General features: G+C 68.9%; 19 protein-coding genes. 7 read left to right on the forward strand and 12 right to left on the reverse strand.

The genetic code is table 11. The annotated features are described in order from the left end of the window. Nucleotides 1-84: 84 nt before the first annotated feature. The gene (locus EEJ42_RS29580; protein WP_123104734.1) at nt 85-648 is read right to left on the reverse strand and encodes a dihydrofolate reductase family protein; all 564 of its coding nucleotides are present in this window, start codon (nt 646-648) and stop codon (nt 85-87) included. A 200-nt stretch (nt 649-848) separates the two neighbouring features. On the opposite strand from EEJ42_RS29580, the gene EEJ42_RS29585 reads away from it, so the two are divergent. Next, nucleotides 849-2,087: a hypothetical protein gene (locus tag EEJ42_RS29585; RefSeq protein WP_148082047.1), complete on the forward strand. Its 1,239-nt coding sequence runs from the start codon at nt 849-851 to the stop codon at nt 2,085-2,087. 87 nt (nt 2,088-2,174) lie between these two features. On the opposite strand, the gene EEJ42_RS29590 is transcribed toward EEJ42_RS29585, so the two are convergent. Then, nucleotides 2,175-2,483, reverse strand: a complete 309-nt coding sequence (locus EEJ42_RS29590; RefSeq protein ID WP_123104738.1) for a DUF7677 family protein — start codon at nt 2,481-2,483, stop codon at nt 2,175-2,177. Between the two features lie 568 nt (nt 2,484-3,051). Here EEJ42_RS29590 and EEJ42_RS29600 point away from each other — a divergent pair. Further along, nucleotides 3,052-3,585 (forward strand): flavoprotein, encoded by a 534-nt coding sequence (locus tag EEJ42_RS29600; RefSeq protein ID WP_123104742.1) that lies wholly within the window; start codon nt 3,052-3,054, stop codon nt 3,583-3,585. Nucleotides 3,586-3,784: 199 nt separating this feature from the next. On the opposite strand, the gene EEJ42_RS29605 is transcribed toward EEJ42_RS29600, so the two are convergent. Then, entirely contained in the window at nt 3,785-4,633 is an 849-nt protein-coding gene (locus tag EEJ42_RS29605) for a helix-turn-helix transcriptional regulator (protein ID WP_123104744.1), read from the reverse strand. A 104-nt stretch (nt 4,634-4,737) separates the two neighbouring features. On the opposite strand from EEJ42_RS29605, the gene EEJ42_RS29610 reads away from it, so the two are divergent. Continuing rightward, nucleotides 4,738-5,445 carry an SDR family NAD(P)-dependent oxidoreductase gene (locus EEJ42_RS29610; RefSeq protein WP_123104746.1) on the forward strand — a complete coding sequence of 236 codons (708 nt, stop codon included), beginning with the start codon at nt 4,738-4,740 and terminating at the stop codon, nt 5,443-5,445. A gap of 35 nt (nt 5,446-5,480) precedes the next feature. Here the strand turns inward: EEJ42_RS29610 and EEJ42_RS29615 are convergent, their stop codons facing one another. The 3 genes from EEJ42_RS29615 to EEJ42_RS29630 all read right to left on the reverse strand — a co-directional run bounded on the left by EEJ42_RS29615 (nt 5,481) and on the right by EEJ42_RS29630 (nt 8,097). After that, complete coding sequence (locus tag EEJ42_RS29615) at nt 5,481-6,725, reverse strand: PP2C family protein-serine/threonine phosphatase (protein WP_123104748.1); 1,245 nt, start codon at nt 6,723-6,725, stop codon at nt 5,481-5,483. A 252-nt stretch (nt 6,726-6,977) separates the two neighbouring features. After that, nucleotides 6,978-7,238, reverse strand: a complete 261-nt coding sequence (locus EEJ42_RS29620) for a hypothetical protein (protein ID WP_123104795.1) — start codon at nt 7,236-7,238, stop codon at nt 6,978-6,980. A gap of 277 nt (nt 7,239-7,515) precedes the next feature. After that, nucleotides 7,516-8,097, reverse strand: a complete 582-nt coding sequence (locus tag EEJ42_RS29630; RefSeq protein ID WP_123104750.1) for a DUF5994 family protein — start codon at nt 8,095-8,097, stop codon at nt 7,516-7,518. Between the two features lie 236 nt (nt 8,098-8,333). Between EEJ42_RS29630 and EEJ42_RS29635 the strand changes: the two genes are divergently transcribed. Then, entirely contained in the window at nt 8,334-8,861 is a 528-nt protein-coding gene (locus EEJ42_RS29635; protein ID WP_123104752.1) for a DUF5994 family protein, read from the forward strand. Between the two features lie 101 nt (nt 8,862-8,962). Here EEJ42_RS29635 and EEJ42_RS29640 read toward each other — a convergent pair whose 3' ends face one another. From EEJ42_RS29640 to EEJ42_RS29660, 5 genes are all read right to left on the reverse strand, one after another. Continuing rightward, complete coding sequence (locus tag EEJ42_RS29640) at nt 8,963-9,559, reverse strand: alkaline shock response membrane anchor protein AmaP (RefSeq protein WP_123104754.1); 597 nt, start codon at nt 9,557-9,559, stop codon at nt 8,963-8,965. Nucleotides 9,560-9,624: 65 nt separating this feature from the next. Further along, complete coding sequence (locus EEJ42_RS29645) at nt 9,625-10,320, reverse strand: DUF6286 domain-containing protein (protein ID WP_123104755.1); 696 nt, start codon at nt 10,318-10,320, stop codon at nt 9,625-9,627. A 31-nt stretch (nt 10,321-10,351) separates the two neighbouring features. After that, the gene (locus EEJ42_RS29650; protein ID WP_246097475.1) at nt 10,352-10,753 is read right to left on the reverse strand and encodes an Asp23/Gls24 family envelope stress response protein; all 402 of its coding nucleotides are present in this window, start codon (nt 10,751-10,753) and stop codon (nt 10,352-10,354) included. Beyond that, entirely contained in the window at nt 10,750-11,010 is a 261-nt protein-coding gene (locus tag EEJ42_RS29655) for a hypothetical protein (protein WP_123104757.1), read from the reverse strand. The genes EEJ42_RS29650 and EEJ42_RS29655 overlap by 4 nt, the downstream gene beginning before the upstream one ends. A gap of 78 nt (nt 11,011-11,088) precedes the next feature. Then, nucleotides 11,089-11,571: an Asp23/Gls24 family envelope stress response protein gene (locus EEJ42_RS29660; protein WP_123104759.1), complete on the reverse strand. Its 483-nt coding sequence runs from the start codon at nt 11,569-11,571 to the stop codon at nt 11,089-11,091. A gap of 290 nt (nt 11,572-11,861) precedes the next feature. Here EEJ42_RS29660 and EEJ42_RS29665 point away from each other — a divergent pair, with 290 nt between their 5' ends. The 3 genes from EEJ42_RS29665 to EEJ42_RS29675 are packed head-to-tail and all read left to right on the forward strand — an operon-like array spanning nt 11,862 to nt 13,470. Beyond that, nucleotides 11,862-12,458, forward strand: coding sequence for an RNA polymerase sigma factor (locus EEJ42_RS29665; protein ID WP_425472977.1), 597 nt, complete (start codon nt 11,862-11,864; stop codon nt 12,456-12,458). Then, on the forward strand, nt 12,449-13,114 hold the full coding sequence (locus tag EEJ42_RS29670; protein WP_123104761.1) for a hypothetical protein: 666 nt from the start codon (nt 12,449-12,451) through the stop codon (nt 13,112-13,114). The genes EEJ42_RS29665 and EEJ42_RS29670 overlap by 10 nt, the downstream gene beginning before the upstream one ends. Beyond that, entirely contained in the window at nt 13,111-13,470 is a 360-nt protein-coding gene (locus EEJ42_RS29675; RefSeq protein ID WP_123104763.1) for an Asp23/Gls24 family envelope stress response protein, read from the forward strand. The genes EEJ42_RS29670 and EEJ42_RS29675 overlap by 4 nt, the downstream gene beginning before the upstream one ends. Before the next feature lie 87 nt (nt 13,471-13,557). Here EEJ42_RS29675 and EEJ42_RS29680 read toward each other — a convergent pair whose 3' ends face one another. After that, complete coding sequence (locus tag EEJ42_RS29680; RefSeq protein ID WP_123104765.1) at nt 13,558-14,604, reverse strand: glycoside hydrolase family 113 protein; 1,047 nt, start codon at nt 14,602-14,604, stop codon at nt 13,558-13,560. Between the last annotated feature and the right edge of the window lie 97 nt (nt 14,605-14,701).

Below are 14,701 nucleotides of genomic sequence, written 5' to 3' on the forward strand. Positions count from 1 at the left end.
CTGGTACAACTACCACCGACCCCACACCGGAATCAGCTGCCACACCCCAGCCAGCCGCATCACCAACCTCTTCGGACAACACAACTAGCGCGCCACGCGGTGGCGGAGGTAGACGACCCTCGAGCTGAAGGTGCGGGTCTCGACGAGTTCGAGATCCACCCGGCGCTCGCGCTGGGGAAAGAACGGAATGCCACCGCCGACCAGCACCGGGTAGACCATGGTCCGGTACTCGTCGATCAGACCCAACGCGGCCGCCTCGGCGGCGAGCCTCGCCCCGCCGATCGCGATGTCGCCCTCCCCCGGCTCGGCCCGCAACCGCTCGATCTCCTCCGCCAGGCCGCCGGAGGCCAGGCGGGCATGGCCCTGCACCGCCGACAGCGTGGTGGAGAACACCACCTTGGGGAGCGGCTTCCAGAGCCCGGCCCACTCGAGCTCCGCGTCGTCGAGCGATGGATCCTGGTCGGCGGTCTCCCAGTACAGCATCGTCTCGTACAGCCGTCGTCCCAACAGGTGGACGCCGACCTCCCGAATCTCGTCGATCCAGAAACGAAAGACCTCCTCGTCGGGCACCGTCCAGTCGAAGCCGCCGTCCGGCCCGACGATGTAGCCGTCGAGTGAGACGCTCATCGAATAGGTCACGCTGCGCATCGGACGCCCTCCTCGGTAGCGGGTTCGACAGTACGACCGCCGGACGCCGCAGAACTCATCGCGGCCCGCGGGACTCCCTGGACCAAGGCGGACGTCCACACGGAGGGCCTGCGGCTTGCGATGCAGCCTGGTTCCCGAAGGAAGACCCAGGTGGACGATTCGAGATGTTGCCCGGTTTGTGCGCATTTACGATATGTGTCATGGGTCGAATACGCAAGATTATCCCGTTACTGACGGTGGTCGTATTCGTGTTGTTGCACGTCTTCGCCTATCCGAGCACGCGCTTCGCCAATGACTCATACCGCTACGCCCGCTCAGCGTACGAGTTCTTGGGCGACCCGTTCCGGAAAGCCCAGGACAAAGCGCTGCGGGCCTACTGCGCGGACACCGCGGCGATGCTTCAGCGAAACCGCATGCTGCATCAGATCGAGTTCCGGGACCCGGTGCGCCGTCATGAGTTCCAGGACTGCCTGGCCCAGTATGCGGATGGCCTCAACCCCAGCAATCCGCGGTACGAGGCGCTCTTCCACGCTCGTCCCGCCTATCCACTGCTGGCCGCCCCGTTCGTCCGGCTCTTGGGGGCCAAGGCGGGGCTGACGGCCGTTGCCCTGGGTTTCACGGCGCTCGGAGGGCTGTTGGTCCTGGTGCTCTTGCGCGCGCTGCGTGCACCGCCTCCGGTGGCATGGCTCGGTCAGTGCCTGTACTACGTCACGCCCATAGGGCTGTGGGGCAGTCGGCCTATGACGGAAGGTCCGGTGCTTGCCCTCCTGGTGGCCATGCTGCTCGGTGCGGTGTGGCTGTGCCAGGGGCGGTCGGTGGCGGGGGCTCTGCTGTCCGTGGCGGCCTTCGCGCTGGGTTTCGCGGTCAAGTACTCAAGCTTCGTCCTGGTGGGGCCATGTCTGGTGGCGGCGGGGGTCATGGCGCTGATGTTCGTTCCACAGGCCCGGCACAAGGGCACGCACTGCCTGCTCATCGTCTCGCTCTTCGAGTCCCTGGTCGCCTTTGCGATGAGCAGGGTGCTCCGGTTGCCCGGATTGGAGGCTTCGCTCCAGGACACCTTCTCCCTCCACTGGACATATCCCGAAGTCACCCACCCCTGGCGGCTGCTGGTCCAGCTCGATGCCAACTACTGGTGGCAGTGGCTCCAGAGAGAGGCATTGGCTCCCTCTCTGCTCTTGCTCCTGGTCTTGGGCGCCTGGGGCGCGATGAGCCGCTCGGTGCCCATCGCGCTGTGCCTGATCGCCGTGGGGGGTGCGGGCCTGCTGACGGCCGCAGCCCACCCGGTGGCGATGGAGGGCGACAGGCTCTATGTGCAGGCGTGGTTGATAGTCGTCGTCGGGCTGCCCCTCCTGGTCGAGCGGCTGCGCATGAGCGGCGGGCCCTCCGACACGCTGCCTGCGCGAAGTGTCCCTCTGATGAAGAGCGACGAACGCCAGTGAGGAACAGGCGGTCGGCGCCTGAGTGCGCTGTGCTGCGCCTGAGGTGACGACTTTCGGGCGGAAGTGGCGCCGGGCGTGAGCCGGCCGTCAGGGGCCGTGGAGTTCGGTCTCCCATGTCTGGAACGGTGGGTCGGCCTGGTAGCTCGGGTCGCAATAGGCGCGGATCCACTGGGCGGCGCGGTACTGCGCCTCTCCGTCGTTGAGCACAGACCCGCTCTCGTCGACCTCCAGCACGTTGCCGTAGATCGCGAAAATCTGCTCCAGGGCCGAGCCGAACTGGAAGAGGGCAGGTCGGTAGTCGATGCCATCGAGGAGGTCGACGTCAATCGTGCCGTTCGCGAGGTAGAAGGCGAACAATCGGATCGATGCACGCACGTCGACAGGAAGATGCCCCACAGGTACATCATGCCTGTCCGCATCGGATGCACATGAGCAGCCCGCACCAGATGCGCCGCGCGGCGTGGCGAGAACTCGCTGCTTTTTCGATTGTGTGGCTGAAGGGCCACAGGAGATCCTGGGCGCATGAGTCTTGGATTACGTCGCATGGCTGGCGTAGCAAGCGTGCTGGTCGGCGTCACTGTTGCGCTCTGGCTGGCCTTCGGTCCTCCCCGAGACTGGGAGGGCGGCATGAGGTGGCTACGTCACGGCCTGGCATTGGGGTCCCTCGGAGTGATCGTCTTCGCCGCCCGGCTGATGTTTCCTGAATCTCGGGAAGGGACAGCGGACACGGTGTCCGACTAGCTCGCGCGGAGTGGCTTAGCTGCCGGTGCTGCGCACGCTCCGGGTGGTGTACAGCGACGACGAACAGTCAAAGCCGGTCACCTCTACGAGTTGCAGTACGAGTTCACTTCCTCCTGACTGCGGCCATGAAGGACCTGTTGGGCGAAGCCGATGATGTCGCCCGTGACCGCCGTCGAACCCTGCCCGAGCTGCCCCACTACAGCCGAACGCCAGGAGTCCCCGCGTGAGTGAGCGGAAGAAGCCGTTCCTGTACGTCGTCGTCTGCGCGGCCGGGATCGCCGACGACGTCGGCAAGCTGATCAACGCGGCACAGGAGCGGGGCTGGGATGTGGGCGTGATCGCCACTCCGCAGGGCCTGGGCTTCATCGACGCCCAAGCCGTCGAGGCCCGGACCGGCTATCCGATCCGCTCCGCCTGGCGCTCTCCCGGCGACCCGCGGCCACTCGCTCCCGCGGACGCGATCGCCGTCGCCCCGGCAACGTTCAACACGATCAACAAGTGGGCCGCCGGGATCGCCGACACCCTGGCCGTGGGCATCCTGTGCGAGGCGTACGGCATGGGTATCCCAACCGCCGCCCTGCCCTACCTCAACGCCGCCCAGGCCGCACACCCCGCCTACCGGCAGAGCCTGGAACGGCTTCGCGAGATGGGGGTGCTCATCGCCGACTACGAACCACACCAGCCGAAGGCGGGCGGAGGCCGAGACCGGTTCCGGTGGGAGCAGGCGGTGGAGCTTCTCACACCACGGGTGCGGTGAGCGTTCCCGTGTGAAACGCAGGGCATGGGCGCGCCGTCGGGCTTGATCCAGTGGTGCCGGTGGCGGTGGCGAGGCTGCCTGGGCCGGCGGCCGATGCGTAGTCGCAGGCATCTGTGGGGCGAGATCCGGTGGGCCGCACGGCGACCCTTGAGAGGTCTGGTACTACAGGGATAGGTCTTGATCTCTGGTTGTGAGCGTCTCAGTTGGCAGGATCGGCAAGGGGCTGGGTGCCGAGCTCGGTCAGCAGGGCGAGGCGTTCGGCGTCCTCGCTGCCGCGTTCGGCCGTGTAGATCATGATCCGAAGGTCGCTGCCCGCCACGGTGAGTACGTCGCAGTCCAGTGTCAACGGTCCCGCATGGGGGTGGTCGATGGTCTTGCGCGTGGCCTCGTGGTGGCCGACGGTGCCGGCATCCCACAGCGCGGCGAACCGGTCGCTGTTCGCGTGCAGTTCCGCGATCAGCCGCCGCAGCCACCGGTCGGCCGGGTAACGGCCGGCTGCCGCGCGCAGGTCGGCGACCAGCGCGGCCTCGAAGTCGCGCAGGGACTGAGGCGTGTGCCGGGCCCGGGTGCCCGGGCCGAGGAAGTGGCGCCACACACCGTTGCGCTCGTTGCCACGCCAACCGGACGGGTCCCCCATCAGGGCCGCGTACGGCGCGTTGGCCATGAGGAGGGTCCAGGACGCGTCATAGACCGCCACGGGTGTCCCCGTCAGCCTGTCGAGCAGCCGCTGGACACTCGGGGTGATGAACGTCGGCACTGTCTGCGGGCCCGGCGGCGCGAGCCCGGCCAGCCGGAACAGGTGGGTGCGCTCGTCCCCCGACAGCCGCAGGGCCCTGGCCAGTGCCTCGACGATCTGGGACGAGGGATGGGCGGCGCGGCCCTGTTCGAGCCGGGTGACATAGTCGACGGACATCCCGGCGAGCATGGCCAACTCCTCGCGGCGCAGCCCTGCCGTGCGCCGAGGCGCGCCGGCGGACAGCCCGGCCGCCTCGGGTGGGATCCGGTCGCGCCAGCGACGCACCGCCTGCCCGAATTCCGTCGTCGCCATGCCTGCCAGTGTGCACCCCCCGGCCGTCCGGCCCGCCTGGTATCGCGAGTCCCAGGAAGAGCGGACCCCTGGCTGATCGAATGGTCCCGACGCATCGTGGAGACATGACGACAACACTGATCACCGGAGCGAACAAGGGCCTCGGTTTCGAGACCGCCCGCCGCCTCATCGCCGCAGGCCACACCGTCTACATCGGCAGCCGGGACGCGGAGCGCGGCCGCCGGGCCGCCGAGCGGCTGGGCGCGCGGACCGTACAGCTCGATGTCACCGACGACGCCTCCGTCGCGGCCGCGGCCAAGACCATCGAGGCCGACGGCGGACTGGACGTGCTGGTCAACAACGCCGGCATCGAAGGGAGAAACGAGGACAACGACGTGATCGGCGCCGCGGACGTCACCGCGGACATGATGCGACAGGTGTTCGAGACCAACGTCTTCGGCACGGTACGGGTTACCCACGCGTTCCTGCCGCTGCTACAGCGGTCCGCTTCCCCGGTCGTGGTCAACCTCAGCAGCGGCCTGGCCTCCCTGACCCGGGTCGCTACCGCCGGCACCCCGACCCACGCCTACCCGGGCGTCTCGTACCCGGCCTCGAAGACCGCAGTCAACATGATCACCGTGCAGTACGCGAAGGCGTTCCCGAACATGCGGATCAACGCGGTGGAGCCCGGTTACACCAAGACGGACCTCAACGGGAACACCGGCATCCAGACCGTCGAACAGGGCGCCGAGATCATCGTCCGCATGGCGCAGGTGGGACCCGAGGGCCCCACTGGGGGCTACTTCGACGCGCAGGGACCCTTGCCCTGGTAAGCCCCTGGCCCGAGCGCCAGGGGCGAACACGCTGGTCATATCTCTACCGTGACGAGCCGGTCGGCGGCGCCCCCGGTCCACTCGACCAGGAAGAGGGTCGCGTCGTCGGTGGTGACCCCGCCCCGTTCTCGCATCAGGGCGTGGGACAGGCTGCGCACCATCTCTTGTACGCCTTCGCCCACGCATCCCGCGCGGTCCACGAACTCGAGCATGCGCTCCTCGCCGAACGGCTCTTCGCCGACGCGGTGCTCCTCGACGAGACCGTCGGTGAAGAAGAGGATCCGGTCGCCGCGGGCCAGCGCCTGCTCGCTGACCTGCGGGATGGCGCCGCCGAAGCCGACGGGCAGGGTGCCCGGGCTCTCCAGCGGCTGGAGGACGCGGTGGTCGCGGATCAGCAGGGGCGCCGGGTGACCGGCGTTGACCCATTGCAGGTGGCCGGTTCCGATATCCAGGCGCATCATCTGTGCCGTGACGAAGTGGTCGGGCCCGAACTGCTCGTCGATGGCCTTGTCCATGAACCTGTACAGCTCGGCGAGCCCGACGTCGGCGCGTCTGGCGTGCCGGTAGGCGCCGACAGCAACGGTCGCCAGCACGGCGGCGTCCAGCCCGTGGCCCATGGCATCGATGACGGCCATGTGCAGGATGTCGTCGTTCAGGGCGTAGTCGAAGCTGTCACCCGCGACGTCGTAGGCAGGCTCGAGGATTCCGGCCACCGCGACCTGCGGCGTGATCATGGTCAGCGGGGGCAGCAGCGACCATTGGATCTCCGCGGCCAGGCTCATCGGCTCACGGCGCCGGGCCTGGAAGAACTGATCGGTATAGCTGTTCTTGGTGACCAGCATGTCGGCGACCAGGCCGGCGAGGCGCCGCAGCAACCGCCGGTCGTCGTCATCGACGCTGCTCAGCGTGACGGCCAGCACCCCCACCTCGTCGCTGCCGTCCAGCAGCGGCAGGAACACCCGTACGCCATCGGCCTGTGGCTGTTCCACCGTCTCCGCGCTCAGAAAAGCCCGTCCGGCCTGGGAATCGTCGATCCGCTCGGCTTCCCCGACCAGGAGTCTCATGCCCGGCAGGGGAGCCAGGATCAGCTGGTCGTAGTCCTGGAGGAGGATCGAGACGTCACGCCCGCCGATCCTGCCCACTTCCTCCGCGACCAGCGGGGCGATCAGCTGGGGCGGCATCTCGTGCGCCCGGTCCAGCAGCACACCCAGCAGCCGCTCCCCGAATCCCTCTGACCGATCCACCGTGACTTTACGGAAGCCCTCTTCACCTTCTGTCATGGCGACCTCGTTTCGCCGCACCGCCCTCACACCGAGGTGAGCCCTTGTGCTGCTTGCCGCACTGTGGTTGTTCCCGCCACCTCAGCGTCGGGGCTCTCCCCACAACGGCCCCGGCGCAGAAACACCGGGGCCGCCCTTTCGGGTCGGTTGCACGTGAGAGTGAACCGGCCCATTCACCATGCTATGCCGGATTCACCTTTCCGACATGAGGGACTTTTTGGGCCCGCTTTGGGCCCGCTGACGAGCATCCCTTCAGACTTCGTCCGTCTGCGTGGCGTCCTGCCCGGAGGACCGGCTTGCTACCAGCCAGGACCGCGCCGGCTCTGCCGTGTGCGTGGTGTCCACGGTGAGATGGAGGCGGGTTCCGCCGTCCGTACCGGCGGGGTAGCTCCGCTGTTCGGTGCCGTCGAAGCAACGACGGAGTACCTCTGCGACCTGACGGGCGACCTCGGGGGACGCGGCGACGATACGCACCTCGGCGCGCCCTGCCGGGGGTGATTCCGGTGGCTGCATGGTGACCCCGTTCATCAGGAAGACGTGCCGCCGGGCGTGGGGCCTCGCTTCGCGCCCACCGCGGTGTTCGGGGTGAGGAGGAGGGGGCGACGGGCGATCAGGCGAGCTTGCCGACCGTCGGCCCTTCCGGCTCCGTCGGCCGACTCCCGGCAGGGCATCGCTGTAGTGGAAGGCTGCGATCCGCTCGTTGTGCTGGCCGTTGAGCAGGTGGATCAGCAGCACTCCGAGCATGATCATGCCGATGATCACGGACACCGTGATGGCGGTCTCCACATCCTCACCTCCCTTGGAGCTCAGGAGTCCGGTGAAGCTCAGGGCTCCGGTCGGGTTCGGCCTCCGGCCGCCACTGAGGCGGCCCGCCATCGGTCTCCCACTCCTCCTCGCGGCCGAGATCCTCCCGGGCGTTACGGGTGGCGGTCTCGCTTGCCATCAGATCGCTGGCGGTGAGGAGGCTGCCGACGGTGGCTGCGGCGGCCATCAGCCGGGCGGCGGCTGCGGCACTCGTCTCCGGCGGGATCACCAGAAGGTCCCAGCGGCCTGCGGTGTAGGAGAGCAGAATCAATTTGTGCGGGTCCTGCTCATCGGTGAACCAGCCCACCTTCACCATGTGCCCGGTCGCAGGCACCTTGCGCGGGATCACGGGCCAGTGGGCCGGGTTCACGGAGACGCGAGTGATCCGGCCCCAGCGTGCGTCCAGCACGTCCGTCAGGGTCGGCAGCTCACGGAGGAGATCGCGGGAGCGGGGCCACCACGCACCGTCCAGAGCACCGGGAATCGGGCTGGCCGGGGCCAGTGACAAGCGGACCGGCGGTGAGGGTACGCGCTCATTGATGGTCGTACGGTCGATGGTCACGGTCATGGCGCGGACCCGTCCCCGGGCGCGTCTTGCAACGTCCCGGTGCTCTTGCTCGCCGAGAACGACACCCGCGTGGAAGCCGGTGTGCGAAATGCTCCCGGTGGTTTCACTGTACTCCCGGGCGTGCCCCCGAGCCCGCGTGTGATCAGTATCCGCAGGGCGCGGCCGAGCCTGTGAGTGGGCTCCCGGAGTACGGTGAAACCGGCGGTCCACCGAACCCCGCAGAGCGTGAGCAGACCATGTCCGACGCCGACACCCCGCGTGAAGTGAACCTTCTGCCGGACGCGATCCAGCATGCTGTGAAACCTGGAACAGCCCTGCTGCGGTTGGCGACGACACATACCCGTGAGGGCATCCTCGACGGTGCGTGGTGGCCGCGTTCCCGCGACATAGCCGCCGAGCTTCCCGCCCTGGTCACCGCGCTGACCGAGCACCTCGGGCCCGTCACGCGCGTCGGCCTGGACTCCGACGCCTGGGAAGAACTGCCGACACGACTGACCATCGACGACCGCATCGTGCACATCGACTCGTTCCCCGTGGGTGACGACACCATCCTCATCACCCGAAACGATCAAGATCTCTTCTCCCTGCTGGTGATCCCGCCCCACGCGACGCCAGACGCGGCACGCACCGCGATGGCCCGGTCCGTCCGCGCCGACAACCTCGCACCGGCCCAGCAGATCCTCATCGACACCGGCACCGGCCGAGCCCGCCCGACCGCCGAGGAAGGCCCGCACACAGGCCCAGAACACCGCGGCACGTCCTGACGCCTCCTCGCGGCGCGACCATGGCGGCAGCGTCAGCCCGCTGACGCCCAGTAAGGCGCCGACGTCACACCCCTGGTGAAGCGGGGTCGTAACAGCCGTCGTCACTCGGCCCGGTGCGGGCCATGGCGGGCAACACCCAGGCGGACCTCCTTGGGGAGTTGGTCCCACCCTGCGGAGCTCCGGGCTCGATCGACGGCGTCTCGCAGGTCGGTCAGTACGTGCTCCGGAGTGCCGCCGGGTTCGAGGGTGAGGTCGATCCGGACCCGCGGGCGAGTGGAAGGCCCGAAGAAGCGTGCCCGGGACCGCCGGACGCCGGGCAGCACGTCGAGTTCGGTGGTGAGGGCCTGGCCGAGCGCGTGGCCGTTGACCCTGACGTCGTCCCCGGGGGTGTCTCCGACGGACAGTTGGCGTGGGCGCCGCCGGGGCTGGGACAGCAGCCACGTCAGGGCGAGCAGGAGGAGCAGGGCCAGGGCGGCTGTGGCAGCCACCCACCACCAGCCCTGGTCACCCCATCGGGCCTGGTCAGCACGGGGGATCAGGACGTCGTGCGGAGCGGTGAGCGGCCAGCCCGCGGGCGGGGTGAGATTCCAGCGCCGGTAGAGATCGGCGCCGCTGGCGAGCACCAACAGGCCGCCGCCCAGCAGCACGAGTCCGAGGAGGGCCAGAAGGACGCGGTTGGTCTTGGTGAGGTGCCTCATCGTCTTCTCCTGTGCGTCTCGTCTTCTCCTGTGCGTGGCGGCGTCCGTGCTTCGGCCTACGTCCGTCAGGTGGGGTTCCGGCGTATGCGGACCGCCAGCCGCGGGAGACGGGCCAGAGCGAGTTGCTCGCGCTCCGCGCGCCGGAGGGCGTCGATGAGTTCATCCCTGACGTCGGCTGTTTCCCGGAAGCGCACATCGGCGCGAAGGGTGATCTGGCGGCGCCGCACCCGGACTCGCGCCGCGCTGACCCCGGGAACACGCAGCGCTGTGTCCCGCAGGAACAGCGCCGCGCCCCTGCGGTCGAGCGCGGCGCGCATCCGCCCGTGACCGTCGGCGGGGACACGCAAGGGCAGTTGGGGACGGAGGCCGGGGGTGAGGGCCAGGATCATGAGCCACAGGCCCAAGGCGGCTGCGAGGGCGGCACCACAGAGGATCCAGACGTCGTCCACCGGACGGGTGGCCAGTTGGTCGGTCAGGCTCTTCCACGAAGGAGTGGCCTGGTGCCCGGTGCGCAGCCACACCCCTTCGAAGAGCAGCGCGCCTGCCGCGAGAAGGATCAGCGATGCGGCCAGTCCGGCCGGGACCCGTCGCGAGCCCCAGGGGCGGTGGGAGGGTTCCGTCTGTGTCTGCTGATGTGACGGTGGAGCGGGCGGCACCTCGTGGTGCCACGCACGCTCGGCCGGTGCCGCCGTGGTGTCCGGCCGTCGTCGCGAGCCATCGCCGCTGGGGAGGGGTGCGGCGTTCGGCGAACGGGGAGTCATGATCCTCCTGTCGCGGACACGTGCCGCCGGTTCATCGCACTCGTCCTCGTCGCGGGCTCACGTCGGGGACGAGTCGCCGGACGGACACAGTGATGGTGTCGACGCGCATGCCGGTCAGGTAGGAGACCCGGTCGGCGACGTAGTGCCGGATCTCGCCGCAGGTACCGGCGATGTCGACGGGATATGGCAGACCCAGGGAGACACCGAGGCGGGCCGAGCCGTTGTGCACGGTCGCGGTGGCGCGGGGAGCGCCGAGGCCAGGACGTGGTGGAGATCCGTCCCCTCGCCGACTGAGGGCTTCGCGTGCTGCCCGGGCCGCGATGCGGGCCACCACGGTATCGGGGATCTGCGTCGCGCCACGTCGCGCGGGCGCGGGGAGGGGCGACGTGTCCGAGGCGCCCCGGAGGGGGTGCGACGGGGGCTCGGTGCTCACTGCACACGCCCTTTGTGCTCAGTGCCAGAGCTGGGTCCAGAGGTACTCCGACGGCGTTCGAAAGTCTCCCCTCGATGGCCGTCGCTTTCCCGGGTGCGGACGTAGTCAGTGATATGCACATCGCCGCGCGCCAAGTGGCCGACCACCAGACCCACCAGACCCAGAGCCGCGACCACGATGAAAGCCCCGAAGCCGCCGAAATAGCCGGCGAAGCCCAGTGCCAAACCTGTCAGGAGCCCCGCCAAAGTCGTGTTCATCGTTCATTCACCAGTCTCTTGAGAAGCCTCTTCCCGCGCACCGTTCCCGCCGCGCGATGGGGCGGAGGCCGGGGGAAGTCACTCCACCCGGTGCTCCGTGTCTTCGCCTTCGTCCTCGTCCCCCGGGATGTCGATGTCGTCGACGGCGACGTTCACCTCGACGACATCCAGACCGGTCATGCCCTCCACGGCGGCGATGACACTGGTGCGGACATCCGCGGCGACATCGGTGATGGGGAATCCGTAGTCGACGATCACGTCGAGGTCGACTGCCGCCTCGTGCTCGCCCACCTCGACATGGACACCGCGGGTGACGCTGGGCTGCCCGCCCGGCATCCGTTCACGGACGCCCCCGATGGTCCGCGCCATTCCGGAGCCGAGGTTGTGAATGCCCGGAACCTCACGGGTGGCCATCCCGGCGATCTTCTCCGCGACGGTGTCCGCGATCGTGGTCCGCCCACGGATCTCCGGCGCGTGGACGCCGGGCTTCGGACCGTGCTGTGCCGTTGTCTCTCCGGCAGGCCGGCTCCTTTCGGTGACCGGACGTGTCGTGTCCGTCATAACGTTCTCCTTGTCAGGCTGAGCGGGGCACCGCATCAGTGCCCGTCATAACGTTGGACACAGAGGGCTGAGAATCATCACGCTTTTCGCGGATCTGTTGTGTGAAGGCGGATTTCTCCTCGCGTAGGCTGATACGTGGAACGCCTGGTCGGATCACGCTGTCAGGCGCCGCCGGGACGGCGCGGTCACACGTTCCACGGAACGAATCGCGTGAGAAGCGAACCGTGAAGGTGAAGCAGGGACTGACACCGCTCCGGTATGAGGGGCATGAGGGGCCATCCCCGCCCGCCGTGACCGAGCCGCGCTCAGCGGAGTGGGCCGGCGATAGCACCGGGGACGATCTGCGGAACCTGGGCAATGGGCTGCTGGCCGCCCGGGCCTCCGAAGGCGATGACGACGCCTTCGCCGTACTGGTGCACCGTCACAGCGGACCGCTGCTGGCATTGGCGTACCGCATGCTGGGGAACGCCTCGGATGCCGAGGAAGCCGTGCAGGACGCACTCATCAGCGCATGGCGGCGGCTTCCTGAGTTCCGCGGAGACGCCACGTTCCGTACCTGGATGTACCGCATCGTCACCAACAAGTGCATCAATGTCCTGCGCGGGCATGCCCCTCCCGTGCCCCTGGATGTCGTTCCCGAGCCGACGGCCCACGACGCCAGCGGCGAACCGGCCCGTGCCGCCGAAGGCGAGGCCGCCGCGGCAGCGCTTGCCCGAGCCCTCCGGGAGCTGCGGCCCGCTCAGCGTGCCTGCTGGGTCCTGCGGGAGCTGCACGGGCTGTCGTACGAGGAGATCGCGCGGGTGGTGGGCGAGAGTGAACCGACCGTACGCGGCAGGCTCTTTCGGGCGCGGCGCACCCTGGTGAAGGAGATGGCCTCATGGCGCTAGACGACCACCGGCGGGCCACACCCACGGGCGACGAGCCAACCGCCGCCCCAACGGACACCGACGCGGCACAGCTCGTCGGGGACGAAAAGCTGCCCTGTGGGCGACTGATCAGCCATGTCTGGGAACAGGCCCGGGCCGGCGGTGAGCCCGACTCCCATACGGTCGGCTGCGCGTTCTGCCGACAAGCGGTCGAGGGTCTGACAGCCCTGGACTCCGCCGTCCGTACCCTCCGCGCGGTGCGCCCCAGCGCTCACCTCGTCGCGGACCGGGTCATGCGCGCGGTACGGGCAGAAGCCCGGCTCGGCCGGCTGCTGCCCTTGGACGATCCCGTGACGGAGCTGTGGGTCGCGGAGACCGCGGCGGCGAAGGTCCTGCGCCGGGCCGCCGACCACGTCGCGGGAGTGCGGGCCGCGAGCTGCCGCCTGATCCCTGACGAGGGCACCGCCAAGGTGGCCATCGCCATAACTCTCGCCATGACTCTCGACCATCCCCTGCCCGGCCGGGCCGCCGAGGTACGCCGGGCGGTCGCGTGCGCCGCCGAGCACGAACTCGGCCTCGCCGTCAGCGGCATCGACCTGGCCATCGTGTCCGTTCTGGAACCCTCGACACCCACGGCCGCCGCAGAACCCATGGTGCGGTCCCGGAGCGGACCATGACCCCGCGCGACACCGCGGGCATCGAGCGGGCCGCCGCAGGAGCGGCCCTGGCAGTGCCCGGGGTGGCCGGACTGCAACCTGGCCTGCGCCACTCTCTGGCCGTGGCGGCCACCCGGGTCCGGCGGGCCGCAGGCTCCACCACGCCGTCACCCGAAGCGGGCATCCGCGCCGAGCGCACTCCCCGAACCGGTGCCTGGGTCGTCGAAGTCCGCTGCGTCGTCAACGGCAACCGCCGTGCCCTGGACACCGCGCGCGACGTCCAGGAACGCGTCAGATCGACGGTCGAGCCACTTGTGCCCCACTCCGGCATACCGGAGCCCGTCACCGTCGTCGTGATCGTCACAGGCATGGAGTGACTCCCGGTGAGGCGCCGGTGGCGGATCCACCACGCTGCCGCGTCCGTGATCCGCTGACCAGCTCACGGCCAGTCAGCGGCGCGCCCGTCAGGGAAGTTTCAGGATCGGAGGCCGGCCGCGGCCGTACTCCGCGAGTGCGTTGAAGGCGGCCTTGGGCTCCCACGGCAGGCCGGGATAGGTGGTACCCGTGCGGCCGTCGGTGAGGACCTTGACGATGCCGAAGGATGCCTTGTCGAAGTCGCGGTCGTCGCTGTCTTCGTCATGCGGCAGGTCGTAGCGGGCGAAGGTGTAGACGAAGGCTGCGTCGATCCCGGAGTGTTCGAAGAGGCCGAGGAGTTCGCGAACGTAGTCGGCCTGTTCCTGTTCGTCGCGGGCGACCGGGTGGTTGAACCGTGCGGGGCGGGCCCGCTCGTCCCAGTCGATGACCGCGTCGCCACGGCTTCCGACGGCGGCGGCCCCGCGGTACGGGGCGCATCCGAACTCGGTGACTGCCGCCGGCTTGCCGTGCGCGGTCAAGGCCCGCAGCCCGTCGGCGAGCTTGTGGGCGTTCTGCTCGTCGCGGTAGCCGGCGTCGGTGGTGACGATGTCGAACGGCGTCCAGTCGACGCCCTCGAACGGCAGGGACGCATACCCGATCCGGCCGGCGAACTCCTTCCGTACGGCGGCTGTCACCTTGGCGAGAAAGGCGTTCATCAAGACAGGCACGGTGGGCAGCGCGGCACGCAGTCGCTGGGGGTCGGAGAGGACGGCGGCCCTCTCGGCGAAGGTGTCGCCGGGCAGGAAGCCCGGGGTGAAGAGAGAGATCTCCGATCCGGTGAGGAAGACCACTTCGGCGCCCTCGCGCCGCAGCTTCTCCGCGCGCCCGGCGCTGTCGGTGAGGAAGTCCAGGAGCTCGTCCTGGGTGAGGTTGTTGGTGAACGGGCAGTACCAGACCTCGAGTCCGACCTCGGCCGCGAGACGGGCGGCTGTTTCCAGCCGGTCGCGGTGGCCACCGGTGATCCGGACGGCGTCGCATCGCAGCTCGTTCTGGATGATCTCCATTTCGCGGCGGATGGTGACCGGGTCGAAGGGCTCGCGAGTAGTGGTCCCCGCGCTGGTGAAGCCGGTGTCGAAGTTGATGCCGAAGACGCGCACGACGAGCCTCTCTGCCGAGAATTTAAGGTACGGAGCGTACCTTAAATCGTGACGAGTGCGGCTCGACAGAGCGTGGTACGAGTACGTTCCGTACCGT

Source organism: Streptomyces botrytidirepellens (assembly GCF_003721215.1).
Taxonomy (GTDB): Bacteria; Actinomycetota; Actinomycetes; order Streptomycetales; family Streptomycetaceae; genus Streptomyces; species Streptomyces himastatinicus.